Raw genomic sequence first — 26,657 nt, 5'->3', positions numbered from 1 at the left:
GCCTTGCGATTGATTCCTTGGCGGTCGTTTTTTACTTATCTTTCGAAAACTTATTGTTAGTTGATAATAGTTCAGAAGAAGACCGCGTTAAATCTTCGGCGATAAATTGAAAGGAAGAAAGAAGTTGTTTTCAATTCAGAGAGGTAAGAAAATAATCCAGGAGATTAAATAAGGCGAGTATAGAAATCCGGTCTTTCTTCATAAGGAGAAGACCTGTAATTGTTTTGCTTTGACTAGTGACTGCGTATACCTTGAACTGGTAAAAAGAACTTTTGTAGTCTTTTTCCATGTTCAGTGTTTCTTTCATCATGATATACTATTATTTGAGGTGGACGTATTATGGATTATAAACAATTAATGGTAAGCTGGCTGGAAGAAGGGACTATCAGTATCCCTCAACTGCTTCTTTCCAATTACAATAAGCTCGGTTTGAGTGAATCAGAATTTGTTCTGCTTCTTCAAGTTTACTCCTTTATCGATAAAGGCAACGATTTTCCTACTCCTGAAGAACTTTCTTCCAAAATGAGCTTTTCGAGTGAGGAGTGCTCCTCTATACTCAGAAGGCTTGTACAAAATCAATTCATTTCCATCGAGGAAGGAAATTCTTCCAGCGGAATTCTTTATGAGCAATACTCATTGAAACCGCTTTGGACCAAATTGGCTGAATTTGTGCTGAACGAAAGCAAAGGAGAAGGCATGGAAAAAGCTCTTCTCGATGAAACAGACCTGTATACTGTTTTTGAACAGGAATTCAGCCGGCCGCTTTCCCCATTGGAGTGTGAAACACTTGCCATGTGGGTTGATCAAGATGAACATAATGCTGTCATTATTAAGGCGGCACTGCGGGAAGCTGTCATATCCGGTAAACTGAACTTTCGGTATATCGACCGAATCCTGTTTGAGTGGAAAAAGAATGGTGTTAAAACCATTGAACAAGCCAAGAAGCAGGGAGAAAAATTCAGGCCGCATCAAAAACAGCAAGTATCCTCCCAGACTGCTCAATCTGATAAAAAAACTGTCCCTTTCTACAACTGGCTCGAACAGTAAAATATCTGCTTAAAAGGAGTGCCGTGGCAAGGCGGCATTCCTTTATTTTTAAACAGGGGACAAGAGGATGAGGATCGCGGATCAATAATTTTTTCTTTAAAAAAGTGGAATTAGGCTGGTAACTCATTAGCTTACTGAAATGTAATTTTCTTGTACAAAAGACTTTTTGCAGCCTTGATAAAAGTTTGAGGCAATTATACTAGTTAAACTTCCTGCCCTTTTACAGAAGGGGACTGGGCGAAAATCAAAAATCAACTGCTTATTACAGCAAAAAATTAAACAATCGATCAGTGGTGAATAATATTATGTTAAATAAAAGTCAAATAGAGTACTGCTTGACCGAAATGGAGAGAATGTTTCCTGAGGCTCACTGTGAGTTAAACCATAGAAACCCCTTTGACCTGGTCATTGCCGTTCTTTTGTCAGCTCAGTGCACGGATGTACTGGTCAATAAAGTGACCAAAACTTTATTTGAGAAATATAAAGAGCCGGAAGACTACTTAAAGGTCAGTCTGGAAGAACTGCAGCAGGATATCCGTTCAATTGGACTCTACCGAAATAAGGCAAAGAATATAAGAAGTCTGTGTGAGATTCTTTTGGAAGAGCATGCTGGGGAAGTCCCGCAAACAAGAGACGAGCTTGTCAAACTGCCAGGGGTGGGGAGAAAGACGGCTAATGTAGTAGTTTCTGTTGCATTTGGGGAACCCGCATTGGCCGTAGACACTCATGTTGAGAGGGTCAGTAAGAGGCTGGCTATCTGCCGCTGGAAAGATAGTGTACTCGAAGTCGAGAAAACATTGATGAGAAAAATTCCAAGAGAGAAGTGGACTGATACGCATCACCGCCTGATTTTCTTTGGAAGGTATCATTGTAAAGCACAGTCTCCTCAATGTAAAATATGTCCTTTGCTGGATCTTTGCAGGGAAGGCAAGAAGCGAATGAAGAGTAAGAAGTAATGAAGAAACTTTATCAGGTACCTGAAGAGGTTACGCATTCCTATTTCTATAGTGAATCAGAAGATGAGGTCTTCATTGATGACGGGAACATGGATTCATTGCACCCTGTTTTTTTGTATGAAATCCTTTACTACACTGATGACAGTCATTTGGTGGTTCCTTGGGGGGATCCTGTCTCCATAAGAAAGGCGGAAGAGGCTCTGACTGAACTGCGTGAAAAGCTGAATGAAGCTTTTTCTAAGCGTGCTTCTGATGAGGTAAAGACACTAATGAAAAAAGCGGCTGCACAGTTCATAATGTATTTATTTTGGTCAAATGGCAAACCTGTGAATCTTCTTAGGTTGAAAGAAGATCTTCAGCTCCTGTCAATAAAACCGGTGAACGTGGCTGAAAGACTGGATTTTGTTTTAACACAGCCGTCTTTGTTTCATTCTTACAAGCAGCTGGATCAGTTGTTCATCGAACAAACAAAGCAATATGCCAAGAACCAGGCTCTTCAAAAACACCGTCATTAAAAAAGGCTGTTTTGGCATAGATTGCTGCTCTCGGAAAAATACCAAGAGCCGGATTTTTCCCTGGATACGGAGGATTTTCTCTGTGAACGGAGGGGATAGTTCTTTTCTTTCTTGCTTAATAGGTTATGTCGGGAGAATTACGGTGTTATTTACCGAATGACATAATAAATAGCAACAAAGTTTACGAAAAGAGCCTTAAAAAAACAGCGTCTGACTAAGCCAGGCGCTGTTTTTTGTATTATTGATCATTATTAGAGTTAGTGTCTGTTCCGGTGCCGCCGGTGTTTCCATTGCCATCGCCTTGGTCATCCCCAGCATCATCGTCATTTTCCTCGTCAGTGCCATCCTCGGCAGGTGGTGTCGTTTCATCCTCTTCATTTTCACCATCGCCGTTTCCTTCACCATTTTCTTGATCATCATCTTCATTGGCACTGTCTTCGTTTTCTCCGCCTTCAGGAGTTTCTTCTATGTCCTCTTCAGGCTCCTCCTCAGGTTCTTGGCCCTCAACGTTGATGGTAACTGATACAGGCTCACTGCGCTGTTCTCCATCGATAGCCGTTACGGTGAACGTGTAGCTTCCGTCAGCTGCGATGTTTTCAACAATCAACCCTTTTTCAGAAGTGGTAGAGAGGACTTTGGAATCTTCTCCATTGAAGGATGCTGTTACTTCAAAGTTTGGTTTACGATCATCATCCTTATAGTCCCAAGTTAAGGTGATGGTTTTTTTGTCGTTATCGAATTCTCCCTGCAGCCCTTTTGGAGCAGGAATTTTATCGAATTGTTCGGAGACTTTGCTTGGCTCTGTCCCTCGAACGAATAGTTCATAAGTAATCCTGTCTTCCGGTGTGTAATCACTTGGAAGCCGTGCAGGGTTAGATCCTTTTTCTACAGGAGATTCAACGACACTCTTAGGCTTTTTGAAGTCTGGAGTATCGATATCCTGTGAAACGTAGCTCATGATGTCTTTGACGATATGCTGAGCTATGTGCCTTTCTGAAGGATTTAAAGGGAATTTCCTTTCTTTGTATCCTGTCCAAACTGAGGCAGTGTAATTAGTTGTATAACCCACAAACCAAGAATCAGGTGCCTCATTGGATGCTACATTATACTTAGCTCTATCATCATCAGTATAGTTGGTTGTACCTGATTTACCTGCCATAGGTAATCCTTGTACATTAGCATATATTCCAGTAGCTCCAGGCTTTAAGACATCCTTTAGCATATCTGTAATCATATAGGCAGTGTAATCCTTCATTGCTGTCTTAGGTTCAGGATTAACGTTAACCTCGGTTTCTCCATCTCTAAGAACGATTTTTTGAACGGAATGGGGGGTATTATATATACCGCCATTCCCAAAAGCTGCATAAGCTCCAGCCATCTGTACTGTGTTAACCCCAGGTGTTCCTCCGAGAGCATAGGCTTCAAAAACATCTTCAAATGAAATTCCCAAGCCTGATAGGAATTCTCCTGCTTTCGCAGGGCCAACTTCCTGCAATGCCTTTACAGCAGGAACGTTTCTGGAATCCCATAGGGCTTCCCGCATCGATATATCTCCTTTAAAACGTTTATCCCAGTTATTGATATCGATGTCAGTATCCGTATATTGATAAGGCTCATCTTTTATTTGATGATAAGTAGACCAGTTTTCATATTCTACGGCAGGGCCGTAATCCAGCAGAGGTTTGATTGTCGATCCAGGCTGTCTTTTTGCATCAACAGCATAGTTGAATCCACGTTTAATTTCTCCATAGTCACGACCGCCGCCAATTGCGCGTATTTCTCCAGTCTTTGTATCAAGAAGAGTGATCCCGGCCTGCATTAATTCCTCAAAGCGGGCGGGATATTCAAAATCAATCGCTTCTCCTGCAAGAACCGCCTCGACACGCTCTTGTGCTTTCGGATCTACAGTCGTATAAACCTTCAGGCCGTCTGTAAACAGGTTATAGTCTCCAAGCTCTGCTACCTCGTCAATCACGACATCGACAAATGCTTGATATTTATCAATAGAGCGTTCTTCTCTTGCTTCCTCGGAAACGAGAGACTCAGTGACAGGCATTGCCTGCGCCTGTTCCATTTCTTCCTGGCTGATTTTTTCATGCTGGTGCATCAAGCTGAGTACGATGTTCCTTCGCTTTTCAGCTTTTTCCGGGTAATCAAAAGGGTTATAGTTATTAGGACTTTGGGGCATACCGGCAAGCAGTGCTGCCTCATGCAGCTCAAGGTCCTTTAGTTCTTTTCCATAATAATAGGTAGCTGCAGTGCCGAAGCCGTTGATTCCGGCAGACATATATACCTTGTTGAAATACATTTCAAAAATCTCCTGCTTCGTGTAATCCTGTTCAAGCTTGACGGCAAGCCAAGCTTCCTGCGCCTTTCGTTCCAGCGTTTTGTCAGGAGACAGGAAAGATCCTTTGATGACCTGCTGAGTAAGGGTGCTCGCACCTTCCGAACCAAAACCATTAGTGACATTGGCAATCACGGCACCGCCCAAACGGATTAAGTCAATCCCGTTATGTTTATAGAAGCGGTTATCTTCGGTAGCAAGTATGGCATCTTCCATTAGAGGAGGAATCTGTTCATAATTAACATAATCCCTCTTCTCTGTCCCTACGGTGGTGATCAAATCGCCGTTCATATCAAAAATTTCTGAAGCGATCGGATCTTTCAAGAGAGACTCGTCCAACTCGGGTGCTTTGCTGGCATAGTATGCAAACAGGCCTGCTCCTGAAAGCATTCCTATGATCCCAATGATAAATAAACTGATAATGGCCTTTGCAAAAAACGATTTCTTTTTGCCTTTTCCTTTACCTTTAGCCTTTTTTTGCTGAGCAAGGCGTTTTTCTTCCCTGGATTTATATTGACCAGACATAGTGTGTATCCTCACTTTCATCTTCACTCACTTTTGCTGCATGCTCTCTAATTGCACTTCAGCTGGAGCCTTGATTTTAAAAATATAATGAATGTACCGTCTTGAGATAATCAATGCGGGGATGGAAGCCTAAGGAGATTTTTACTCCATCTGCTTCAATTTCTTCTTTCTTGATGGATTTTCTTCCGCCCTGATTCATTCTCTGCCAATACTTATAAAGCTCAATGAATTCCATGAAGAAAATTTCTTCCGTCATTGAAAACCGGATTAAGATAAACGCAATGCCATCCTGTTCATCAACCTGTTTCATATGCTGAATTTGATGGCTGTGAAGATTCTGTAATGGAAAAGAGGTTTTGTTCCTCGTTTCTTTTGCTTCAAAATCAATGTATCTGCCTTTATAAAGTCCATTATAATCCGTCGTAGAAGGCTGTTTGAAATAGGCCTCCTTAATGACTGCCGCACTTCGCTGGGGATAGTGGACATCGACAATTTGAACGGGTGTCGGTTTTTTATGGATAACGGCGACTCCATTAGCAAGATAATATTGATTGGTTTCGTTGATATCCTCCTCAAGAGTCATTCCCCGGTTGCTATATGAGACTTTTTGTGCCGCCGTTTTCTTATTGGCAGGGGAAGCCTTCTGAATGAATTTTTTTCCATTCGGATAATGGAAGTTCATATTCCCACCTCGCAAACTAATCTATATCATATCAGATACGTCAAGATGATGGGTGAATAAAAATGCCTAAATCTCGTTAACATAACCCTATAATGACGAACGGGGCGGTTAATATGGCCAAAATATCCTTTTTTCACGGGTTTTTACCCGAATACTCGCTTGCTGAAACTCCAGAACAAATAATCAGGATCATTCGCGAACAAACCTTTAAATATAACAGGGATAATATATCAAGAACAAAGGCTTATCAAGAGTATTACCTATTACATCCAGAAATAAAATGGTCTTTTTTAGCCTCGATGGTCTCCAGGAACGCCGGATGGAATATGTGTGACCTGCAAGGGGCCTGGTTCCCTTCGGTGATCGATGCAAAAACAAGGAAGGCTCTATTCATGACTTATGAACGGGCCAATTGGCTGATTTTTCAAGATATATTTCCCCAGCTTTTGATACATCACTATAAGACGGAAATAGAGGAAGATATGTTTCACTTATTTCGTGAATTTTTTGTGTCTTCGTTCATGCAGAAGGAGTGGAGGGGGTTTTGGGAGACAGGAGACAGGGACAGGTTGATGCAGTCCCTTATCATCAATGAACAAAATGTTATAGAAGAACCAGTTATCGGGCATCCAGTTTATAAAAGGAGAGTCTTTAAAAGCAAATTGTTTTTCCTGGAAGACCGATTTCATTTCTCTTCAGTTGTTTTCCCGACGAAGAGGGGGAACCTTTACGGAGCCAGTGTGAGTGACTTCAGAAAATTAGACAGCAGGATTGCTCTCGGAAACAGATTATCTCAAGTTTTGTTTAAGGAAGATTTATACCCGCACTTTAAGGAATTTGCACTTTCTACAGAACCCACGGGATCCAGGAGGGATTACGAGCGCTTCTGCCTAAATGCACCTTATACAGGTACTCCAATATTGAGAACGGTATATGAGGAACAAGAGCATCATATTCACAGGCAGTTTCAGGATTGGTCAAAAAAAAGAAAAGTAAAAGACAGATGGTTCCAGCGGTCGACGTTTAAAGAACCGGTAAAATTGACAGAGTGGTTCTTCCATAAGCAGAGGCAGGTTCACAAACTGATTAAATTGGAAGAACTGTTCAAGAAATAAAGAAGTTTAATCTAATGAGCTGCGGCATCGAAAAATTCAAAAGCCAAATAACAGTGCCGGCGATGCTTCTTCCATGAGCACGCCGGCACTGTATAATAAAATGTATTAAGTTGATGGACGGTCGGGACCTGATAATTTCGGATTGCCTTGTCCAGCTTTCGTTTCGCTGCGCTTCGCTTCTTTAATTCTTTGTTCTTTGCTTTCGTTTTTTGCCATGTCCTTAACACCTCCTCATTATATTGTTCGAAATAGCTGCGGTTTTCATGCAGTGATTCTGTCGAAAGACTTTGCTCAACTTGTTTGATTCCGACTTTCTTTGCCGAAAGAGTACTAGTTTTGTCATGGGGGAAGGTGCAGCTAAGAGAAGAGCGAATACGTATATAAACGAAATCGAGGAGGCTTTAAAATGGTGTGCAAAGATGACCTGCTCCTGCTGCTGACGGATATTGAAAGTCAATTGGATGAATTGGAAGAGATAATAAATGTGAAGGTCTCCGAAGAAAGAAATGCGCTGGTCAATGAGAGGAAGTTGAAGTTGGCAAAGGCTGAAAGAAAATATACCAAAGCGGAGACGCGTGTTCTCCTCAAAGTGAGCTTATACGGAGAAACTTCTCTTGATAAAGCGATGAATAATCTTGAATTATCTTACAAAACCACATAAAATGAAGAAACAATAACAGCAGCTGACAGAGGCTGCTTTTTTTTAGGCCATAACAGCCGCTTCTCATAGATTAATCTTGCTGAAAAGGATACTGGCGGAAAAGTCCTTTCCAGCAGTACAATAAAACAAAATGATCTGCCTCATAGGCGTCTTAAAGCAAAGGAGAGGTTGAATGAATAATTTAGGAAAGTTAACTTCAGAACTCCTGGAAACCAACGGAGAAATCTTAAGAATATATAAAGAAACAAGAGAGCGGGGAGAAAAAGGCGATTTTTATCAAGAGGTAAAGCCTTTTGCGGATGAAGCAAAAGAAAAAATCGACCTTTGGCAGGAAACGGCACTAGACTGGATGAAACAAGACAGGCCGAAAAACCTTCACCCCAGCCAGATTATCAATACAGCTGAAAACTTGGAGATGATTTCTATACAAGCCTTTTTCCCGGAAGCAAGTTATAAAAGATTCATCAGCCATTCTCAGTCTGTTCACTATGTACTTAAAACAGTTCTTGAACAATTAAAGGAAGAACAGCAATAGAAAAGGGGCAGGATTCAAAAGAATCTGCCCCTTTTATTTATATAATTAATGTGAAACCATCGGAGCATCGGATTCAGGATAGGCTGCTTCAATTTCCTTAACAAGCTGCCTGTATTCCGTAATGGTAATTTCATTCAATATGTAGCATTTTCGGGCAAAAGTCAGAAGTTCATTTAACGAGGCTGGTTTAAAGTTGTATTTCTCTTGAAATAATTCCTGAATAGTTTCCAAATTCATTATGAATCCTCCCCTTTGTTACGTTAGTATCAGCAGGTATCTCCTGCTTCCCCTTACATGCTTATACTAACATGGATTGCCAAATTTTAAAGTTGTAAGAAAAATGGAACTTCCGACAAAGTTCTGCAATTGTCGAATATTCTTTTGAAGTAGAGAGAACAGAGGCCAAACAGGGCATCTGCACATTTTTTCTGAGAGAAACATACTTTATAGCAGAGATTCCTTTGTCAGGAGGATGAATGGAAATGAATCAGTTTCAGAATCAGTTTCAGAATAGGAGACTTCCTGCCTACCGTTATAACGGGTACCAAAACACATATAATGGCGCCATGCCTTATCCCCCTTATGGTAATCCGCAGCAGTACCAGCCAACTCCCCATTCACTGCAGCAGCCTTATGGTTATGGTCAGGGGTATCAAAATCCGTCCGGGGAATATGGAATGTACGCCCAAGGTAACCCTTATGCCAATCAGTACTTCCAAAATCCCCTTCAGCCTGATGAAACCAGTTATTCACAAAGCGGAGGTTACAACGAGTATCAAGGAATGGTAAATCCATACCCTAAAGGAAGTTTTATGGCAAAACCGCAATCCTCAGGGGTTGGAACAATCATGAAGTCCTTTAAATCACAGGATGGTTCCCTTGATTTTAATAAAATGGTGAATACGGCTGGTCAGATGATGAATGCTATGTCACAAGTGTCTTCGATGGTTAAGGGTCTGGGAGGTATTTTCAAGGTTTAGGATAAGTGTAGAAAAAAGCTCAGGGCCTGCCCTGAGCTTTTTCTAATGATGAGAGAATAAAGGGGGGAGCTGATTCATTTCTAATGGGAACAACCTTCGAGCCAGGGCTGAACAGAGTCCTTCCACATTCTTTTACAATTCCACTTTCTTCCCTTTTAACTTCCCTAGCTTTAACGTCAATAATCCATCCTGATAGGAAGCCTTGACCTTGCGTTCATCCACCATGCCGGGGAGCGGGATGGTTCTGGAGTTGTGCTGCTTCAGCTGTTTGTGGAAAAAAACGTTTGATTTTTCATTTTCAGAGGTGTGGATTTCCTCATTATGGACTGAAAGGGTTACATAATTTTGAAAAACATCAATATCTATTTGTTCTTTCTTCACCCCGGGCAGCTTGGCTGTGATCGTATAATTTGTTTTTGATTCTTTAAGCTCTACCGGAAATCCTCCAAATGGGAATGGTGAAGAGAAAAAGCCATCAATGCTTTCCAGGATCCCTCGCACCGGCTTTTCTTGAAAGAAGGAGTCCATCAGTTCACCAAACTTGGGTTTCTTTTTATCAGGCAGGTTACCATCCATCATACTTGTCTCCTTTCAAACCGTTTTCACGATTCATTTTATGTGGGTCTGCAGAGATTTGTGTTAATGTCCCCGCACGTTTAGCCGATTTCTTGAAAGGCAATATAAAGAATAGATTCTGAAGAAGGGCGGGATAAGAATGGATACTCAGCGTGTCGGCATAAATGAACTTGCTTATAAAGATCAGGGTGAAGGACAGACAGTCATTCTGCTGCACGGTTTTTGCGGAAGCTCCGATTATTGGGAAAAAGTCATGCCGCTGTTAGACCAATATCGTGTAATTGCAGTAGATCTTCGCGGGCATGGAGAGTCCGGGATCCCGGAAGGAGGATATTCCATAGAGGATATGGCTAAGGATATTTACTACTTCATGGACCAAAAGCAATTGAAGGATGTTTATATGCTGGGGCATTCACTCGGAGGATACGTGACTCTGTCCTTTGCGCAAAACTTTCCTGACAAGCTTAAGGGCTTTGGATTGATTCATTCAACTCCGCTGCCGGACAATGAGAACACCAAGGATAAAAGGACAGAATCTATAGATAACATTGATTCAAAGGGCATGTATTCCTTCATTGACGAGATGGTTCCAGCTCTTTTTAGTAAGAACAGGCTGGAAGAACTAAAAGAGGAAATCAATAAAGTAAAAGTAATAGGATATAATACCAGTCCGGCTGGTGCAAAAGAAACGCTGAAAGCCATGCGCAGCCGAGGTGATTTGCAGCATGTCATTGAAAACACCAGTCTTCCGGTTTTATTGGTGGCAGGAGCCAATGACAGCGTTGTTCCAAAAGAAAAAACGTTTACGTCAGACCGCCCTCACGTTAAGAAAATACTGCTGGAGGAATCGGGTCATATGGGAATATACGAAGAGCCTGAAAAACTCACTTATGAAATAAAGAATTTCATAGAGGAGACCAAATAAAGAGGAGATGCCGGGTGATATTGGCCAAACCAATTATTGCCTGGCATTTTTTTCTCTTTTTATTCGAACGTTTATTCGCTAAAATAAAGAGAGAGGTGAAAAAGCATGCTTCGTAAAAGAAACTTGCAAGAGATGATAGATCAATTTCAAAAACAGACAGAACATAAAGGGCAAATTGTCCATTGGCATACTATAGAAGAAAAAAAAGCACGGGTTAGAGAATTGCCGGAACGAATACATCCCAAGCTGAAGTCAGCATTGAAAAAGCGGGGGATTGAAAAGCTTTATACACATCAGGCGACCGCTTTCGATACAGCCATGAGCGGGAAAAGTTTTACAGCAGTAACACCGACTGCATCAGGAAAAACACTTTGTTACAACCTGCCTGTGCTGCAATCCATATTAGAAAACCAGAATACGAGAGCTCTATATATATTTCCTACCAAAGCATTGGCTCAGGACCAGAAGAGTGAACTGAATGAGATTATCGCTGAAGCGGATGCCGCGATCAACAGCTATACATATGACGGCGATACTTCTGCGAATATCCGCCAGAAGGTCAGGAAAGCCGGCCATATTGTCATTACGAATCCAGATATGCTTCATTCAGCGATTCTGCCTCATCATACGAAATGGGTATCACTCTTTGAAAACTTGAAATATGTTGTGATAGATGAACTTCATATTTATCGAGGTGTATTCGGCAGCCATGTCAGCAATGTGATAAGGCGGCTCAGGAGGATTTGCAGGTTTTATGGAAGTGATCCTATATTCATTTGTACCTCGGCCACCATCGCCAATCCCAACGAGCTGGCAGAAGGGCTGACAGAAAAAAAGATGGAGCTGATTGATAATAATGGCGCGCCGAGCGGAAAGAAGCATTTCGTGTTCTATAACCCGCCTATCGTCAACAAGCCATTGAATATCAGAAGGAGTGCGACCCTCGAAGTGAGGGATATTGCCGGAGCGCTGCTGAAGAATAAAATACAAACGATTGTCTTTGCCAGAAGCAGAGTCAGGGTGGAAATCATTCTGACCTATTTACAGGAGCTGGTGAAGTCCCAATTAGGCCCGAAGTCCATCCGGGGATACAGAGGTGGATACCTGCCGACTCAGCGGCGTGAAATTGAAAAGGGCTTGCGCAGTGGAGAAATATATGGAGTCGTCAGTACGAATGCGCTGGAGCTGGGTGTGGATATAGGCCAGCTGCAAGTATGTGTCATGACCGGTTATCCCGGAACAATCGCAAGCGCCTGGCAGCAGGCAGGAAGAGCAGGAAGAAGACAGGATGAGGCACTGGTCATCATGGTTGCCAGTTCAAGTCCGCTCGATCAATACATCATTGAAAATCCAAAATACTTCTTCGAGAATTCGCCTGAGACTGCCCGTATTAATCCCGACAACTTGATCATTCTAATTGACCATCTAAAATGTGCTGCTTATGAATTGCCCTTTAAGGAAGGAGAGCAATTTGGCGGATTGGATATAGAAGATATCCTTGACTTTCTTGCTGAGGAACGAGTGATACACAAAAATGGAGAAAAATGGTATTGGATGAATGATTCTTTTCCTGCTCATAACATCAGCCTGCGTTCTGCTTCACAGGAGAATGTCATTATCATTGATCAAAGCGATGTTGCCAATGTGAAAGTTATTGGAGAGATGGACAGGTTTTCAGCTATGACCCTACTTCATGATGAAGCCATTTACCTGCATCAGGGCGTCCAATTTCAAGTAGAATTTCTGGATTGGGATGAAAAGAAAGCCTTTGTGAGGGAAGTGGATGTAGACTATTTCACCGACGCCAACTTAGCAGTTCAGTTGAGGGTGCTGGAAGAAGACAAATCGAAGTCCAGCGAATCCGCTGAAACTGCCTATGGCGATGTCACTGTCCAGGCGATGGCCACCATCTTTAAGAAAATCAAGTTCGATACACATGAAAATATCGGTTCCGGCCCGATTCATCTGCCTGAAGAAGAGCTGCATACCAGTTCAACCTGGGTTTCGTTAAAGAAAGATATAGATCTATCGACTGACCGGATCGAACAAGGATTAATTGGACTCTCGCAAAGCTTGAAGGCTATTGTGCCATTATTCGTCATGTGTGATCCAAGTGATGTCTATGTGGTTCCTCAGGTCAAAGCTTCTCACAATGAAAAACCTACTATTTTTATCTACGACCGCTATCCTGGGGGGGTAGGGCTCAGCGAAAAGGTTTATGACCAAATGGGTGAAATTCTGCTTGAGGCTAAGAGGATGATAGCAGGATGTCAATGTGAAAATGGCTGTCCATCTTGTATTGGCACAGATATTTCGTCAGACGAGGCGAAAAACGATTCGGTAAAATTGCTGGATATGTTTCTGGAAAGCATTTCTGATTAACAGAGCTGGACTGGTTGCGTTAAGTTAAAAGAAATTTTCAAAATCAATTATAGCCGGTCATCGGAAGGGAGGGATACAATGTCACTAAAAAACAAGCTGAATCGCATGAAAAATCATATAGTGAGAGATAAGCCGGATCAGCCTGTTGAACATCTTGAGCCTGTTGTAAGGACGGAGATTCCCTTCTTGGAAACCTGGACCTCCCAAGGAGTCAACCCCTATTATTTAGATGAAGATTATTGTCTGATTCTCGAGAAGACATACAAGTTGTCCGATTACCATGGAAAATATCGCTTGGGGCAAATAAAAGACGCGGTTGATGCCTGGAATCAGTTTGAAGGAACGCACCCTTTATCTTCAAAAGGACTTACTGTGGAAGATTTATTCTTCTTTGACACAGAAACTACCGGCCTTGGAGGCGGCACAGGCAATACCATCTTTCTTTTGGGGTATGCAAAGGTAAAAGGAGACCAGCTAATCTTGAGGCAGCATATCCTTCCTCGACCGGGAAGTGAAATTCCTCTATATCACAGTTTCCTTGAAAAGGTAGACTATAACACCCTTGTGACTTATAACGGCAAAGCATTTGACTGGCCGCAGGTAAAAACCAGGCATACGTTAATCAGGGAGCATGTACCTAAACTTCCTTCATTTGGCCACTTTGATCTATTTCATGGAAGCAGAAGGCTTTGGAAATCAAAGATGGATTCAGTCAAATTAAGCAATGTGGAAAAAGAAATCCTTGATTTTCATCGAACGGATGATGTTCCCGGCTACTTAGCTCCCATGATTTATTTTGATTTCGTTGAGCGGAAAGACCCGGAAGGAATGTTTAAGGTCCTCCTTCATAATGAATTGGACATCCTGTCTTTGGTTGTGCTTTACGTTCATCTGAGCTTTCAAATACTGGGCATTGATTCTACTCAAAGCAGCGATGAAAAACTGCTGGTCGGAAAATGGTTTGACTACTTGGGAGATAAGGAGCAGGCTGTGAAAAAGCTGGAACAGCTTATTTCAGAATCAGCAGGCCCCGAGTCATTGGCTGCAAAACATACGCTGGCTTTTCAATATAAACGGCTGAAAAATTATTCCACCGCATATGACTATTGGAACGAAGTAAGGGAAACGGGACCGGAAGATCTAAGATTGGAAGCCTGTATTGAACTGGCCAAGCTGTCAGAGCATCAGTTCAAAAGGTATGACAAAGCCTTGATGTTTAGTGAAAAGGCTTATGAGGAAATGAAGGAAAGAGCAGTATCTAATGAGAAGGTATCTTATGACTTGGAGAAAAGACTGGAGAGACTCGAAAGAAAATTAGCGAAATAACGGTCATTTCCCGGGTAACCGCAGCATTCGCTAACTTTTTCAGCGTTTGTCGAAAAAAGCAGGCATTACCTGCACGGATGAATGGATGTCAGGCTATAACTGAGGGACTCATGCTGTGGTTATTAATCGTTCTGCTGGAAAGGTGCTGCACTGCAAATTAAGTTGTCAAACAACTGTCACGTTTTCCATTAATTTCTTATTGAGGAATCTCCTGAGCTTTTGTAAAATGTTGAATTGTGTTGAAATTCGTTGATTCTAATTTTGAGATAGGATGATAATTGATGAGCAGAGCTTTAGTTTTTCTTTTTTTCGTAGTCATATGCTTAACCGCTTTCATCTTTTCAAGTATGAAAGACGGCTCTTATACGTTGCTTGGATAGCTTGATTCCTTATAAGGGCAGGTCTTAAGCCTGGATTGCTTCTAAAGAATCCGCAGGTTATACCGGCCAAATCCCTAAAAATAGGTGTTTGCATTAGTACATGTTCTACCCTTTCATCATAGGCTGTTAATGTAAAGAAACAAAAGATGAAAGGAGAAATTAGTATGCATTGCAGACCTAATCAAGTTCTTCCGACAGTTATGCATCCTACCAAATGCTGTACAGTAAATAACTTCTCAACGTATGAAGTGCCGCATGTTCATCCCCAGCATACGACTGTCGTAAATAATCAAATGTACCAGCATAAGCATTATTTCCCTCAATCACAATCGATGGTGGATAGTGTATCCCACCAGCACTTCAATTGCGGTCAGGGACCTGGTGGACCAGGAGGACCTGGCGCGATGGGACCTATGGGACCAATGGGCGGCCCTATGGGACCGTTTGGACCAGGAAGATAATGTTAGAAACCAAGGACACTTGTGTCCTTGGTTTTTATTTTGTTTTTTTAGGAAGGCTGTTTTCGCATGAAATCCTGCTTTCAGATATTTTTTTCTTTGAAAACGAAGAGAGAAGCTCTCTCTTGCTTAATAGGATTTTTCTGCTTCATTTTGGCACTGCCAAATCAATTTCAAATAGCCACAAGTTATAAAAAGAGCCTTAAAGAAACAATCCCAAGGGAACTATAAAATGTCCCGGGCAAAAGAAAAAGGTGCTGTTCTTCACGGAAGCACTGCAAATCTGTCCTTCGCTGGACGGCATTAACCACTCGTTTCGCAAAGTCGCATGGCACGAGTGGGAATCCATTCCTAACCCCACAATTCTCACAAGAATTGTATTTAAGAGACTGTTTTCGCATATATTGCTGCTTTCGGATGTCCCCGGATACTAAGAGTTTTATCTCTTATCGGGAAGGCAGCTCTTTTTTTTAGTGATTGCCGTTTTTTTTCCTTTTTGTTATAGATATTTCTTCGGAAAATGATCAAATAGCAACAAAGTTTACGAAAAGAGCCTTTTACAAAGAAAACAAAATTGATTATAGTGTAAAGAACATAGTCATGAGCAAGGAGGTAAACAGGTGGGATTGGTGGCAGCAGTAACAGGCTATAAATCATATGAATTAGGTATCTTTAAAGAAGAAGAACCAGCATTGAAGTATATTAAGGCTGCGATTCAGAAGCAGCTGCTAGCCCTTCTTGAAGAAGGGCTGGAATGGGTCTTGATAAGCGGTCAGATCGGAACAGAATTATGGGCCGCAGAAGTAGTATTTGAATTGCAGCTGGAGTATCCTGATCTAAAGCTGGCCATATTGACTCCATTCATGAATCAGGAAGAGAATTGGAATGAAAACAATAAAGAATTTTATGAAATGATTACTTCTCAAGCTGATTTTATGGACAGCGTTTCCAAGCAGCCGTATACCAGCCCGGCCCAGTTTAAAAACAGAGATCAGCTGTTCCTGGATAAAAGTGATGCTCTTGTCATCCTGTATGATGAAGAGAAAGAAGGATCTCCCCAGTATTTCTTTAAAGCAGCAAAGGAATACAAGGAAAATCATCACCTGGATATAAGGCAGATTACTTTCATGGATTTACAATGGATAGTGGAAGAGGAACAATTAAATACTATGGATTGAAAGAAAAATTGACAAATAGCGTTTTTTTTGAAAAAATATACTTGATGTTGGTTGAATTTAGAGGTGAAAATATGATATCTGATAAAGTGAAATTGACCGCAAAAGATATACTCGAAAAGGAATTCAAACCGGGAATGCGCGGCTATAAACAAGAAGACGTGGATAAATTCCTTGATTTGATCATCAAAGATTATGAAACATTTCATCAGGAAATTGAAGATTTGCAGCAAGAAAACCTGCGCTTGAAGAAACAGGTTGAAGAATCAAACCGCCGCACTCCGTCTCCGCAGCAGCAGCAAACCGGTACGACTAACTTTGATATACTGAAAAGACTGTCGAATCTGGAGAAGCATGTATTTGGAAACAAGTTGTACGATTGATTCTGGAAAATACTAACGCTTGTACTATAGCCGGTTCTTCTGTATAATAACTTTTTGGATATACTAATAATAACATTCGGGTAATCGCTGCAACGTTAGTTGTAGAGGAAAGTCCATGCTCGCACGGTGCTGAGATGCCCGTAGTGTTCGTGCCTAGCCAATTCATAAGCTAGGGCAATCTGCAGATGCAGATTGACGGCAGGGAAAACACCTAAGTCCTCAGGATATGGTGTGAATACCTTGAAAGTGCCACAGTGACGGAGTCTTGCAAGAAATTGCAAGAGTGGAACGAGGTAAACCCCGCGAGCGAGAAACCCAAAATATGGTAGGGGCATCTTCTTCGAGGAATTCAACGAGAAGAAGGACGAAACATTCGTTTCGTAGATAGATGATTGCCGCCGGAGTACGAGATGACCCATCGTTTGCAGTACGAAGGAACAAAACATGGCTTACAGAATGTTATTATGGGTATTATAAAATTGTTAAGTGGTGCTCTCCTTTTCTTAGAGGAGAGCTTTTATTATGTTGATATACAAAAATGATCATGGTAAGGCTTGATTAAGCTGCAAAACTTCCTTCACTTTCATTGTTTGAAAAATCACTGTTTTCTTTGTTTCTGTTGCTTAAACACATCTTCAATGGTTACACTTAGAGATGAAGAGGAAACCTACATATTATGTGCAAATTCAATAACTAGACGGTTTGTATAACGTTATTTATATCTTAAAAGTTAGGGTGAAAAAAATGAGATTCAAATTGATTGCCACAGCTGCAATGGGACTTGAGGCCCTTGTTGCTAAAGAGGTAAGAGATCTTGGTTACGAATGTGAAGTAGAAAATGGCAAAGTCATCTTTGAAGGTGATGAAAAAGCCATTGCACGTGCAAACATGTGGCTGAGGACCGCAGACCGTGTAAAAATACTGGTTGGTGAATTTAAAGCTTATTCCTTCGACGAATTGTTTGAAAAAACAAAAGCACTCCCGTGGGAAGATTATCTTCCGGAAGACGCTGAGTTCCCTGTGCAGGGAAAATCGGTGAAGTCAAAGTTATATAGTGTATCCGACTGTCAAGCTATAACAAAAAAGGCGATTGTTCAACGATTGCAAACAGCATACAACCGTTCCAGCTGGCTGGAGGAAAGTGGATCTTTATTTAAATTGGAAGTGGCTATACATAAAGATGTCGTTTCTCTGACCATGGATACGAGCGGGCAAGGCCTTCATAAACGAGGGTATCGAATCGGCCAAGGTGAAGCTCCTTTAAAAGAAACACTTGCCGCTGCATTGATTCAATTGACTACGTGGAACGCGGACCGGCCATTTGCTGATCCCTTCTGTGGATCTGGAACCATTCCGATTGAGGCTGCGTTAATCGGCCAAAATATCGCTCCGGGATTCAACAGGGACTTCCTATCTGAAGAGTGGCCATGGATGCCCGAAAAGATTTGGGAAGAAGTCAGGATGGAAGCTGAAGACCTGGCCAACTACGATCAGCCGCTTGAAATCCTTGGAACAGACATCGATCACCGCATGATTGAAGTCTCCAAGAATAACGCCTTTGAGGCAGGTTTGGGTGAACTCATTCAGTTTAAACAGATGCAGGTAAGGGACTTCCACAGTGATAAGAGCTATGGTGTCATCGTCGGCAATCCGCCTTATGGTGAACGAATCGGTGAAAGAAAAGAAGTAGAACAAATGTATAAGGCTATGGGCCAGGCATTTGAAAAGATGGATACATGGTCTAAATATATCATGACGTCTCATGAAGGATTTGAAGAGTGTTACGGCAAGAAAGCAACGAAGAAAAGAAAGCTCTTCAATGGATTCATCAGAACCGATTACTACCAGTACTGGGGACCAAGACCACCTAGGAAAGACTGATTAATCATAGAGCCTATTACAAAAACCGTCTGAGCAGGCGGTTTAATGTAATAGGCTCTTTTTATTAGGCATTTTTCGTAAACTTTGCTGCAATTTTATACTCATTCCGAAAAAATCATAGTACGAAGTAATAATTTAGTATTAACGAAAAGAAAAGAGCTGATCTTCCCTGATTAGAGAAAAACTCTTAGTATCCGGGGACATCCTAAAGCAGCAAAAAATGGGTAAATATCCTTTTAATAACTAAGTGACTTAACGAACCTTTACTACTTAGGGGGATGAGTTTTGAAAAACTTAGAGATTTTCGTTCTTTAACCCTAGTTGACTGAGATCTGCCCGGTGAAGTCCTTAAAATATGTAAGTTAATTTATCTAATTTTTACCTTTTTTAACTCAAAAGAAAACCTGTAAGCAATTTACATGTAGTTTTCTGTTCAATATAATGATGTTTAGAGACACTCAAACGAATCTGTGAAATGTAATGTCCGGGCGTTATCACTGAATAGAAAGCATATTGACACTTTCTTGCTAACCTTCTATTTTATAATTTCTATTAGGAAGAAAGGCTCTTTTCGTAAACTTTGTAGCTATTCCATATAAATTCCAAAAACTCTATTTAGCCCCCTAACTCATTTGGACACCTTATCCTAAAAATAATAAGATAGAAGTATCGAAGGAGGAGTCCAAATGAGTAAACGAAATGGACCGATGGAAGGTGTAAAGAAACAATATGTACGTATGGCTTTAGAGTCTGGAAACATGTCTTTTATCGCTCGAAAAACAGGTGTGAATAAGTCGACTCTAGCTAATTGGGTGAAACAATATCGTGATGAAATAGAAGAGGATATGAGGCGAGAAGGCGTTTCGCCCTTATCTAAAACCTCTTCAGAAAATGATATTCAAAAGAAGTACGACCATGCCATGAAGCTGCTTGGCGAGAAAGAACTTGAAGTAACTATGCTTCGTGAAATGCTAAAAAAAAAGTTTCCGGACTTTCCGAACGAATAGAGTTTGCACATGAATGGATCCTGGCAGGTTTTCCTGCGACCCGTGTATTAAACATTGTTTCTGTACAACGAAGTACGTATTACCATAGACTTTCTCATCCACCGGTAAAACAAGTAAAAACAGGAGGAAGACCTATACCGGGATACTCCCAAACCAAGAAAGGCAAAAAAGTGAAAGATACGAAAATAAAGGAATATTTATTAGCGTTAATTGGGGGAGAAGAAGCTGTATATGGCTATCGAAAACTCACCAAATCCTTAAAGAAGATCTATCAATTAATCATTAATAAAAAGAAGGTCTATCGCTTGTGTAAGGAGTTAGACATTCTCATGCCTCAACGAGAAAAGAAGCAAAAGCATCCTAGAAAACTTGCGAGGAACCGTGAAGTAACAGCCCCTAATCAATTATGGCAGCTGGATATTAAATATGGATATGTATTGTCATCAAGGCGTTATTTTTTTCTCGCTAGTGCCATCGATGTCTATGATCGTACGATTGTGGGTCATTACAGAGGCACCGTTTGCGAAGCCAAGCATATAACGAAGATGCTTCAGAAAGCTATGTTGAAAAGGGGCATTCAAATCCCAGAGGAAAACGATAACCAAACACCAAAGTTAATCATTCGAACGGACAATGGCCCTCAATTTTGTAGTAACCATTTTCGTGCTTTTTGTGCTGAACAGATGAAGGTAGAACATGAAAGAATTCCACCTAAATCACCTAATCTCAATGCGTATATTGAATCGTTCCATAGCGTATTAGAGCGAGAGTGTTACCAACCCAATGAATTCATCACCTTTGAACATGCATATAAAGTGGTAGATGATTATATTAGGTTTTATAACGAAAAAAGATTTCACGGAAGCTTAAAAGATGATTCTCCCCATGAATATTATGAGAAGTGGAAAAACAATCAACTTACACCGCTCAAGTTAACCATGTAACCTCCTATTCTTTGAACTGGAAACCAGTTCAAAGAATAGGAGGCAAGCAAGCGAATGCGCGGTAGAAAAGTGAAAAATTAAGCAACATTAAGAAATATGGAGAACGTGTCCAAACTTAGGGGGTTGAACCGAACTATCGCAAAAATTGAACGGAAATAACCAGATAAGCAAGAAAGAAGAGAGCTACCGTCCCTGTGAAGAGGAAAGCTCAGATTCCAGGGGGGAAATCCGGCACTTGGGATTTTTCCGAAAATTTATGAGAAAACAGCGTTTCTAAAACATTGTTGCTTTTGAATGTTTATTATCCTCATCTCCGTTTTTACGGAGGAGGATTGGAGCGGAAGGAGCGCGACCTCCTGTGGGACTAGCGGTCGTCTAGTTCCAGCGCCTAGCCCCTCTGGGTCAAATAACCCCAAGAGATAAAAAGGAAGACCGCTTTTTTTCTCTTGAGAACATTTGCCTGTCGGGGCTACCCCAGGCACTTCCACTTTTTTTATACAGGTGAAGCCGAGGAGGCCGGGCGCCCGCCCCGCGGAGTCGTGCGCCTGGATCGGAAATCCATTAGTTTTAAAATAGCCACATTCTATGCGAAAACAGCAATTAGGAAAGAAGGAGGTATTTGAAATGGAATGGTTTTACCCTGTCATGTTTATTATTGGTTTATCCATTTCTTATTTTGTCATTAACAGAAATAAACACAAGGGTGATTCTGGAAGGGGTTTTGCGGGTGTAATACTTGTCTTTCTGCTTTTATTCCTCTTCTCGTTTTTCTTTGTTTACCTGAACAAATAAAGTTTTTTAAGGGGGTGGACGCATAGTGTATTTAAAACGGATTACATTGATGCGGGACAAGATAACAAATGACAAGCGGTACCCTTTCTCCATACCGGCACTCAACCATTTTGAGTCATTGGAGCTTGAGCATCCTGTCACATTTTTCGTAGGGGAAAACGGATCTGGCAAGTCTACCCTTCTTGAAGCAGTTGCCGATCAATGCGGCTTTAATAATGCCAGCGGCGGCAGAAACACGAACTATTCCGTTGGAGCATCTCAATCAGACCTTGGCCAATATATCAGGCTTTCGTGGCTTTCAAAAATCAATCGGGGATTCTTCTTAAGAGCGGAAAGTTTCTATCATTTTGCTTCCTACCTGGATGAACTGGCGAAAGAAGATCCAACCTTTAGATATAAGGGGTATGGAGGGAAATCTCTGCACAAGCAGTCTCACGGTGAGGCATTTCTGTCTTTGTTTCTTAACCGTTTCGGCGAGGAGAGCCTTTATCTACTGGATGAACCGGAAGCCGCTTTATCTCCTGCCCGTCAACTGGCATTCTTGAAAATCATTCATGATTTGGCAGGGAGAGGCGATGCGCAATTTATCATTGCCACCCACTCCCCGATTCTTCTTGGATATCCTCATGCTTCTATTTATAATTTTGACAGTGCACCTATGGGAAAAATCAACTACGAAGATACAGAACATTATCAAATTACAGCAGGCTTCCTCAATCGAAAAGAACAGTTTCTAAAAGAGTTATTCAGGGATGAAGAATAATAGAGAGAAGTTCGGCTGTTTGTTGATCATCAAGTAAGGCGTGATTTTTGGAGCAGTCATAATTAACAGAGAATCTGCGTATACTTCTCAATATAGATTAATGAGGAGTGAAACACAGTGGAAAAATCACCAATAGACTATAATCGAATTTCCAAAGCATTACAGTCTACGATTGAATCAATAGAAGACGAAAAAGTTCAGATGGACAGCGAGGTGCTGGGAGGTTTGTTGTCAGCAAAGGAAGATTTGACGAATGCTCTTGCCTTTGAGTTGTTCTACAGCAACCCCCGCAACCAGTCTTGAGATGTAAGAATACTGCTTTTTTAAATCCTCCCGGAATCTGGTTGTGATTCTATTCTGATACTGTATGATACGAAGAGAGATACTATGTAAGGATGATAACTTGCAGGACACAAATATTGCTGATACAGAAACGCAAGCGCTGGATGCTTGCGTTTTCTTTTGTTAAAGTATACAATTAATCTTTTATGGATTAAGAAATTTCACATTAATATATAATAGATTTCAGAGTGAAGATGGAGGAAGCTATGAGAGGTAAATTACCATTTGCATTGTCCAAGGAGCAGTCTTTTTATGAGGGGCTTGGTGACTGGATAGGAGACGTATTCTATGATATTCTCCCTGAAAAAGGCTTTGAGCTGAGGGATGAACAAATTTATATGGCTTTTCAGGTGCTGAAATCATTTCAGGACAAAAAAGTAATGTTCGCTGAAGCGGGTGTGGGTACCGGCAAAACGCTTGTTTATCTACTCTATGCACTGGCATATGCCCGATATACCGGAAAACCGGCAATCATTGCCTGCGCGGATGAAACACTGATCGAACAGATTGTTAAAAAAGAAGGCGATATCAAGAAAATTGAACAGGCATTGAACCTTGAGGTGGACGTAAGATTGGCGAAGTCAAGGGAACAATATCTATGCTTGCAGAAGCTGGAGTCCGAAATGCTTGAAGAGGATAAATTCATGGATATATTCAACACTCTGCCTGAATTCGTCCATGGAAAGTCTTCTATGACGAAATACCACCGTTATGGAGATCGTAAAGAGTATAGCGGATTGAGTGATACGGAATGGGAATCTGTCGGCTGGGATAACCTTCAAGACTGTATGTCCTGTGCGCAGCGCCACCGCTGCGGCCAGACATTGAACAGGGACTATTACCGTGAAGCGGCTGATTTGATAGTCGTGTCACACGATTTTTATATGGAACACATTTGGACTAAGGAATCCAGAGTGAGAGAAGGCCAGCTCCCATTGCTTCCCCAAGCCAGTTCCGTTATTTTTGATGAAGGCCACCTCCTTGAATTTGCTTCTCAGAAGGCATTGACCTACCGGATCAGAAAAGAGACACTCGAAAGCCTGCTTGAAAAAATGACGGCTAGCGATATGCGGGAAAATACTATGTATCTCATTGAGGACATTATTAATCAAAATGACTATTGGTTTCAATGTTTGAACCTCTCTGCCAAAAAAGACGAAGATGCGTTCCGTCTTCATGTTGACAAGACAGCAAGTGTGAAAGAGGAAGGACGCAAATTGGTAGGTCTAATTGATAAATTGACCGAAGAACTCGTGTTTGAATCCGAGATGTATGTGATGGACGAGTATTTGTTGAAAGTGATCGAAGAGTACCTGGAACAAATCCTTTACTCATTAAAGTTGTTCCTGGAAGAAAATAAGGGAATTAACTGGCTTGAAACTAACAAAGGGAATGACACGCTCGTCATCATGCCCCGGCTGGTAGAGGAGATACTCAGACAGAAAGTGTTCAATCAAAAGATTCCTTTTGTCTTTTCATCAGCTACGTTGTCGAACAACAAAGATTTTTCTTATTTGGCAAACAGCCTTGGAATCGATCAGTACGAATCATTTTCGGTAGAATCACCTTTCGATTATGAGGAAAATATGAAAATCGATATTCCTGCATTAACTTCAGGAGTTCCAGAGGAAAAGCTGCAGTATTGCCTGGAGAAGATAGAAGAAAATGAAGGGAAGACCCTCTTGTTATTCTCAAGCAAAAGAGACCTGGAGATATTCAAAGGGTACCTTGAGGATAAGAATTTGCCTTATCCAGTTTACTACGAAGGAGATGAAGAAATCAGCTTGGCTGTTGAACGGTTCCAAAATGAACGGAACAGTGTTCTCTGCTCCTACCACCTATGGGAAGGACTGGATATTCCTGGAGACTCACTGTCACAGGTGCTGATTTATTCATTGCCTTTCCCGCCCAAGGATCCTGTCTTTGATGCAAAGAGAAATCATGCTGAAAATCCATTTGAAGAAGTGGATCTTCCTTACATGCTGCTGCGGCTTAAGCAGGGCATCGGAAGGCTGATAAGGACCTCCGAGGATAAGGGAAGTGTATCCATTTTGCTGAAGGAGGAGGAAAAGCCTCTACTGCCTCAAGTCAAGTCTGTACTGCCATATTAATACTTTTTAAAGCGGAAAATACGTTGTTTGTATTTCCCGCTTTTTCATTTTTAACATTTTTCTAGACCTTGTCCCATAGTTTTAAAGAGGGGTGTTTTTCCATACATGGGAAGCGGCTAAAGACTCTCGCGGTTACAGGAGAATCTGGCATATGTATTTTAAAAAACAATTGCTATACCGGTCTTCAGAGAAGAATTTATCAGAAAACTATGATAAAATAGCATGGTAAACCGAGATTAGGGGGAGTAATATGTCAACAGAGATAAAAGAAATTGAAAAAGATTTTTTAGAATATGTAAAGAAAATGTCAGCATACAATGAAGCCCTGGGCCTTATTTTTTGGGACTTAAGGACTGGAGCGCCTAAAAATGGAATTGAACAGCGATCAGAAGTAATCGGACTGTTGTCTTCAGAAGTGTTTGAAATGTCAACAAGCAAAGAGATGGCAGCTTACATAGCAAAATTATCCGCACATAAATCCGACCTGACGGAAATGGTCCTGAAAGTACTGGAAGAGTGCCAAAAAGAATACGATCGCAATAAAAAAATACCTGCAGATGAATATAAGGAATATGTCGTGCTTCAATCCAAAGCCGAAAGTGCCTGGGAAGCGGCAAAAGAAAACGATGACTTTGATTCCTTCCAGCCTTACCTTGAAAAATTGGTTGAGATCAATAAGAAGTTCATAGGGTATTGGGGATACGAGGGCAATAAATACAATGCACTGCTTGATATGTATGAGCCGGGCGTCACGGTTGAAGTACTCGATAGGGTATTTGGCGAGCTGCGTGACAAAATTGTTCCGCTTGTCCAGCGCATCAGTGAGAGTGACAGCAAGCCTGAGACTGACTTCATTTTTGAGCATTTCCCTAAAGGAAAGCAAAAAGAATTCAGCCTTAAGATTCTGGAACAGATGGGATACGATTTCAATTCCGGGAGACTGGACGAAACGGTCCATCCTTTCGCCATCGGCTTGAACCCTGGTGATGTAAGGGTGACAACTAAGTACGATGAAGGCGATTGGAGAACGGCAGTCTTTGGTACCATCCATGAAGGCGGCCATGCGCTGTATGAACAGAATATTTCAGGCGGCCTGACAGGCACTCCGCTTGCAACCGGCACCTCCATGGGAATCCACGAATCTCAATCACTATTCTACGAGAATTTCGTAGGAAGAAACTATTCCTTCTGGGAGAAGAACTATTCCCTGCTTAAGGAGTATGGAGAAGGACAGTTTGATGAAGTCGGACTGGAAGATTTCTATCGTGCTATCAATGAATCTAAGCCTTCTTTAATCAGGATTGAAGCGGATGAACTGACATACCCGCTTCACATCATGATCCGCTACGAAATTGAGAAAGGTCTTTTCAACGATGAAATTGAAGTGAAAGATCTGCCGCAGATCTGGAATGACAAATACGAAGAGTATCTAGGAATCAGGCCAGAAACCAATGCAAGAGGCGTGCTGCAAGATGTCCATTGGGCAGGGGGCAGCTTCGGCTACTTCCCATCTTACGCATTAGGCTATATGTATGCTGCTCAATTCAAGGAAGCGATGATCAAAGACATTCCTAATTATGATGAACTGCTTCAAAAAGGTGACCTGGCTCCTATCCGCGAATGGATGACAAAGAATGTACATCAATGGGGGAAAATGAAGAAGCCGCTTGAAATTCTTACAGAGGTAACAGGAGAAGGGCTGAATGCCACTCATCTTGTAAACTACCTCACTGAGAAGTATTCCAGAGTTTATAACTTATCTTAATAATTTTCAGTTGAAGCCGGCAGTCCCTTTGATGGGTCTGCCGGTTTTTTGCTATGTAAAGCAATATAATGAATTCATTGGAAAACG

At 41.4% G+C, this 26,657-nt stretch carries 25 protein-coding genes and 1 other RNA gene; 22 read left to right on the top strand and 4 right to left on the bottom strand.

Annotated features, from left to right (window positions below; translation table 11 throughout):
- Positions 1-339 precede the first annotated feature (339 nt).
- The 3 genes from FZC78_RS05255 (at position 340) to FZC78_RS05245 (ending at position 2,518) form a co-directional block, all read left to right on the top strand.
- Complete coding sequence (locus tag FZC78_RS05255; RefSeq protein ID WP_148938582.1) at positions 340-1,047, top strand: DnaD domain-containing protein; 708 nt, start codon at positions 340-342, stop codon at positions 1,045-1,047.
- Between the two features lie 305 nt (positions 1,048-1,352).
- On the top strand, positions 1,353-2,003 hold the full coding sequence (gene nth, locus FZC78_RS05250) for an endonuclease III (RefSeq protein ID WP_148938581.1): 651 nt from the start codon (positions 1,353-1,355) through the stop codon (positions 2,001-2,003).
- Positions 2,003-2,518, top strand: a complete 516-nt coding sequence (locus FZC78_RS05245) for a YpoC family protein (protein WP_148938580.1) — start codon at positions 2,003-2,005, stop codon at positions 2,516-2,518. The genes nth and FZC78_RS05245 overlap by 1 nt, the downstream gene beginning before the upstream one ends.
- 238 nt (positions 2,519-2,756) lie before the next feature.
- Here the strand turns inward: FZC78_RS05245 and FZC78_RS05240 are convergent, their stop codons facing one another.
- Complete coding sequence (locus tag FZC78_RS05240) at positions 2,757-5,387, bottom strand: penicillin-binding protein 1A (protein ID WP_252183515.1); 2,631 nt, start codon at positions 5,385-5,387, stop codon at positions 2,757-2,759.
- Between the two features lie 76 nt (positions 5,388-5,463).
- On the bottom strand, positions 5,464-6,069 hold the full coding sequence (recU, locus tag FZC78_RS05235) for a Holliday junction resolvase RecU (protein WP_148938578.1): 606 nt from the start codon (positions 6,067-6,069) through the stop codon (positions 5,464-5,466).
- A gap of 113 nt (positions 6,070-6,182) precedes the next feature.
- Here recU and FZC78_RS05230 point away from each other — a divergent pair, with 113 nt between their 5' ends.
- The 3 genes from FZC78_RS05230 to FZC78_RS05220 all read left to right on the top strand — a co-directional run bounded on the left by FZC78_RS05230 (position 6,183) and on the right by FZC78_RS05220 (position 8,380).
- Positions 6,183-7,184, top strand: coding sequence for a DUF2515 family protein (locus FZC78_RS05230; RefSeq protein WP_252183514.1), 1,002 nt, complete (start codon positions 6,183-6,185; stop codon positions 7,182-7,184).
- 406 nt (positions 7,185-7,590) lie between these two features.
- Positions 7,591-7,845: a hypothetical protein gene (locus FZC78_RS05225; RefSeq protein ID WP_148938576.1), complete on the top strand. Its 255-nt coding sequence runs from the start codon at positions 7,591-7,593 to the stop codon at positions 7,843-7,845.
- 172 nt (positions 7,846-8,017) lie between these two features.
- On the top strand, positions 8,018-8,380 hold the full coding sequence (locus FZC78_RS05220) for a YppE family protein (RefSeq protein WP_148938575.1): 363 nt from the start codon (positions 8,018-8,020) through the stop codon (positions 8,378-8,380).
- A 45-nt stretch (positions 8,381-8,425) separates the two neighbouring features.
- Here the strand turns inward: FZC78_RS05220 and yppF are convergent, their stop codons facing one another.
- Positions 8,426-8,617, bottom strand: a complete 192-nt coding sequence (gene yppF / locus FZC78_RS05215) for a YppF family protein (RefSeq protein WP_148938574.1) — start codon at positions 8,615-8,617, stop codon at positions 8,426-8,428.
- A gap of 245 nt (positions 8,618-8,862) precedes the next feature.
- Here yppF and FZC78_RS05210 point away from each other — a divergent pair, with 245 nt between their 5' ends.
- Positions 8,863-9,360: a YppG family protein gene (locus FZC78_RS05210; RefSeq protein ID WP_252183513.1), complete on the top strand. Its 498-nt coding sequence runs from the start codon at positions 8,863-8,865 to the stop codon at positions 9,358-9,360.
- 132 nt (positions 9,361-9,492) lie between these two features.
- Here FZC78_RS05210 and FZC78_RS05205 read toward each other — a convergent pair whose 3' ends face one another.
- Positions 9,493-9,939: an Hsp20/alpha crystallin family protein gene (locus FZC78_RS05205; protein ID WP_148938572.1), complete on the bottom strand. Its 447-nt coding sequence runs from the start codon at positions 9,937-9,939 to the stop codon at positions 9,493-9,495.
- A gap of 136 nt (positions 9,940-10,075) precedes the next feature.
- Here FZC78_RS05205 and FZC78_RS05200 point away from each other — a divergent pair, with 136 nt between their 5' ends.
- From FZC78_RS05200 to FZC78_RS05135, 15 genes are all read left to right on the top strand, one after another.
- Positions 10,076-10,861 (top strand): alpha/beta fold hydrolase, encoded by a 786-nt coding sequence (locus tag FZC78_RS05200; protein WP_148938571.1) that lies wholly within the window; start codon positions 10,076-10,078, stop codon positions 10,859-10,861.
- 105 nt (positions 10,862-10,966) lie between these two features.
- Entirely contained in the window at positions 10,967-13,243 is a 2,277-nt protein-coding gene (locus FZC78_RS05195; protein ID WP_148938570.1) for a DEAD/DEAH box helicase, read from the top strand.
- Between the two features lie 78 nt (positions 13,244-13,321).
- The gene (locus tag FZC78_RS05190; RefSeq protein ID WP_148938569.1) at positions 13,322-14,569 is read left to right on the top strand and encodes a ribonuclease H-like domain-containing protein; all 1,248 of its coding nucleotides are present in this window, start codon (positions 13,322-13,324) and stop codon (positions 14,567-14,569) included.
- A 544-nt stretch (positions 14,570-15,113) separates the two neighbouring features.
- Positions 15,114-15,410, top strand: coding sequence for a CotD family spore coat protein (locus FZC78_RS05185; RefSeq protein WP_148938568.1), 297 nt, complete (start codon positions 15,114-15,116; stop codon positions 15,408-15,410).
- Positions 15,411-16,027: 617 nt separating this feature from the next.
- Positions 16,028-16,585, top strand: a complete 558-nt coding sequence (locus FZC78_RS05180; RefSeq protein WP_148938567.1) for an SLOG family protein — start codon at positions 16,028-16,030, stop codon at positions 16,583-16,585.
- Between the two features lie 71 nt (positions 16,586-16,656).
- On the top strand, positions 16,657-16,965 hold the full coding sequence (gene gpsB, locus FZC78_RS05175) for a cell division regulator GpsB (RefSeq protein WP_113929416.1): 309 nt from the start codon (positions 16,657-16,659) through the stop codon (positions 16,963-16,965).
- Positions 16,966-17,037: 72 nt separating this feature from the next.
- An RNA gene (gene rnpB / locus FZC78_RS05170) (RNase P RNA component class B) lies at positions 17,038-17,422 on the top strand.
- A 287-nt stretch (positions 17,423-17,709) separates the two neighbouring features.
- On the top strand, positions 17,710-18,846 hold the full coding sequence (locus FZC78_RS05165; RefSeq protein ID WP_148938566.1) for a THUMP domain-containing class I SAM-dependent RNA methyltransferase: 1,137 nt from the start codon (positions 17,710-17,712) through the stop codon (positions 18,844-18,846).
- A gap of 686 nt (positions 18,847-19,532) precedes the next feature.
- Positions 19,533-19,853, top strand: coding sequence for a transposase (locus tag FZC78_RS05160; protein ID WP_148938565.1), 321 nt, complete (start codon positions 19,533-19,535; stop codon positions 19,851-19,853).
- A complete protein-coding gene (locus FZC78_RS05155; protein ID WP_148938564.1) occupies positions 19,850-20,797 on the top strand; it encodes an IS3 family transposase in 948 nt (315 codons plus the stop codon). The genes FZC78_RS05160 and FZC78_RS05155 overlap by 4 nt, the downstream gene beginning before the upstream one ends.
- Positions 20,798-21,421: 624 nt before the next feature.
- The gene (locus FZC78_RS23490) at positions 21,422-21,589 is read left to right on the top strand and encodes a hypothetical protein (protein ID WP_187444810.1); all 168 of its coding nucleotides are present in this window, start codon (positions 21,422-21,424) and stop codon (positions 21,587-21,589) included.
- A 25-nt stretch (positions 21,590-21,614) separates the two neighbouring features.
- A complete protein-coding gene (locus FZC78_RS05150; protein ID WP_148938563.1) occupies positions 21,615-22,352 on the top strand; it encodes an AAA family ATPase in 738 nt (245 codons plus the stop codon).
- Between the two features lie 117 nt (positions 22,353-22,469).
- On the top strand, positions 22,470-22,655 hold the full coding sequence (locus tag FZC78_RS05145; RefSeq protein ID WP_148938562.1) for a hypothetical protein: 186 nt from the start codon (positions 22,470-22,472) through the stop codon (positions 22,653-22,655).
- Positions 22,656-22,900: 245 nt separating this feature from the next.
- A complete protein-coding gene (locus FZC78_RS05140) occupies positions 22,901-24,805 on the top strand; it encodes an ATP-dependent DNA helicase (protein ID WP_148938561.1) in 1,905 nt (634 codons plus the stop codon).
- A 250-nt stretch (positions 24,806-25,055) separates the two neighbouring features.
- Complete coding sequence (locus tag FZC78_RS05135; RefSeq protein WP_148938560.1) at positions 25,056-26,570, top strand: carboxypeptidase M32; 1,515 nt, start codon at positions 25,056-25,058, stop codon at positions 26,568-26,570.
- Positions 26,571-26,657: the final 87 nt, after the last annotated feature.

Source organism: Rossellomorea vietnamensis (assembly GCF_008180415.1).
GTDB classification, from domain to species: domain Bacteria; phylum Bacillota; class Bacilli; order Bacillales; family Bacillaceae_B; genus Rossellomorea; species Rossellomorea vietnamensis_C.
The sequence above is the reverse complement of the archived record's forward strand: the minus strand, read 5'-3'. Positions and strand labels throughout refer to the sequence as shown.

Bases quoted from the DNA above. Each gene is read 5' to 3' on its own strand.
- recU (WP_148938578.1), bottom strand. From the start codon at position 6,069: ATGAACTTCCATTATCCGAATGGAAAAAAATTCATTCAGAAGGCTTCC.
- FZC78_RS05140 (WP_148938561.1), top strand. From the start codon at position 22,901: ATGAGAGGTAAATTACCATTTGCATTGTCCAAGGAGCAGTCTTTTTAT.
- FZC78_RS05230 (WP_252183514.1), top strand. From the start codon at position 6,183: ATGGCCAAAATATCCTTTTTTCACGGGTTTTTACCCGAATACTCGCTT.
- FZC78_RS05165 (WP_148938566.1), top strand. From the start codon at position 17,710: ATGAGATTCAAATTGATTGCCACAGCTGCAATGGGACTTGAGGCCCTT.
- FZC78_RS05200 (WP_148938571.1), top strand. From the start codon at position 10,076: ATGGATACTCAGCGTGTCGGCATAAATGAACTTGCTTATAAAGATCAG.
- FZC78_RS05245 (WP_148938580.1), top strand. From the start codon at position 2,003: ATGAAGAAACTTTATCAGGTACCTGAAGAGGTTACGCATTCCTATTTC.
- FZC78_RS05160 (WP_148938565.1), top strand. From the start codon at position 19,533: ATGAGTAAACGAAATGGACCGATGGAAGGTGTAAAGAAACAATATGTA.
- gpsB (WP_113929416.1), top strand. From the start codon at position 16,657: ATGATATCTGATAAAGTGAAATTGACCGCAAAAGATATACTCGAAAAG.
- FZC78_RS05255 (WP_148938582.1), top strand. From the start codon at position 340: ATGGATTATAAACAATTAATGGTAAGCTGGCTGGAAGAAGGGACTATC.
- FZC78_RS05190 (WP_148938569.1), top strand. From the start codon at position 13,322: ATGTCACTAAAAAACAAGCTGAATCGCATGAAAAATCATATAGTGAGA.
- FZC78_RS05220 (WP_148938575.1), top strand. From the start codon at position 8,018: ATGAATAATTTAGGAAAGTTAACTTCAGAACTCCTGGAAACCAACGGA.
- FZC78_RS05185 (WP_148938568.1), top strand. From the start codon at position 15,114: ATGCATTGCAGACCTAATCAAGTTCTTCCGACAGTTATGCATCCTACC.
- FZC78_RS05205 (WP_148938572.1), bottom strand. From the start codon at position 9,939: ATGATGGATGGTAACCTGCCTGATAAAAAGAAACCCAAGTTTGGTGAA.
- FZC78_RS05195 (WP_148938570.1), top strand. From the start codon at position 10,967: ATGCTTCGTAAAAGAAACTTGCAAGAGATGATAGATCAATTTCAAAAA.
- FZC78_RS05240 (WP_252183515.1), bottom strand. From the start codon at position 5,387: ATGTCTGGTCAATATAAATCCAGGGAAGAAAAACGCCTTGCTCAGCAA.
- yppF (WP_148938574.1), bottom strand. From the start codon at position 8,617: ATGAATTTGGAAACTATTCAGGAATTATTTCAAGAGAAATACAACTTT.
- nth (WP_148938581.1), top strand. From the start codon at position 1,353: ATGTTAAATAAAAGTCAAATAGAGTACTGCTTGACCGAAATGGAGAGA.
- FZC78_RS23490 (WP_187444810.1), top strand. From the start codon at position 21,422: ATGGAATGGTTTTACCCTGTCATGTTTATTATTGGTTTATCCATTTCT.
- FZC78_RS05225 (WP_148938576.1), top strand. From the start codon at position 7,591: ATGGTGTGCAAAGATGACCTGCTCCTGCTGCTGACGGATATTGAAAGT.
- FZC78_RS05135 (WP_148938560.1), top strand. From the start codon at position 25,056: ATGTCAACAGAGATAAAAGAAATTGAAAAAGATTTTTTAGAATATGTA.
- FZC78_RS05210 (WP_252183513.1), top strand. From the start codon at position 8,863: ATGAATCAGTTTCAGAATCAGTTTCAGAATAGGAGACTTCCTGCCTAC.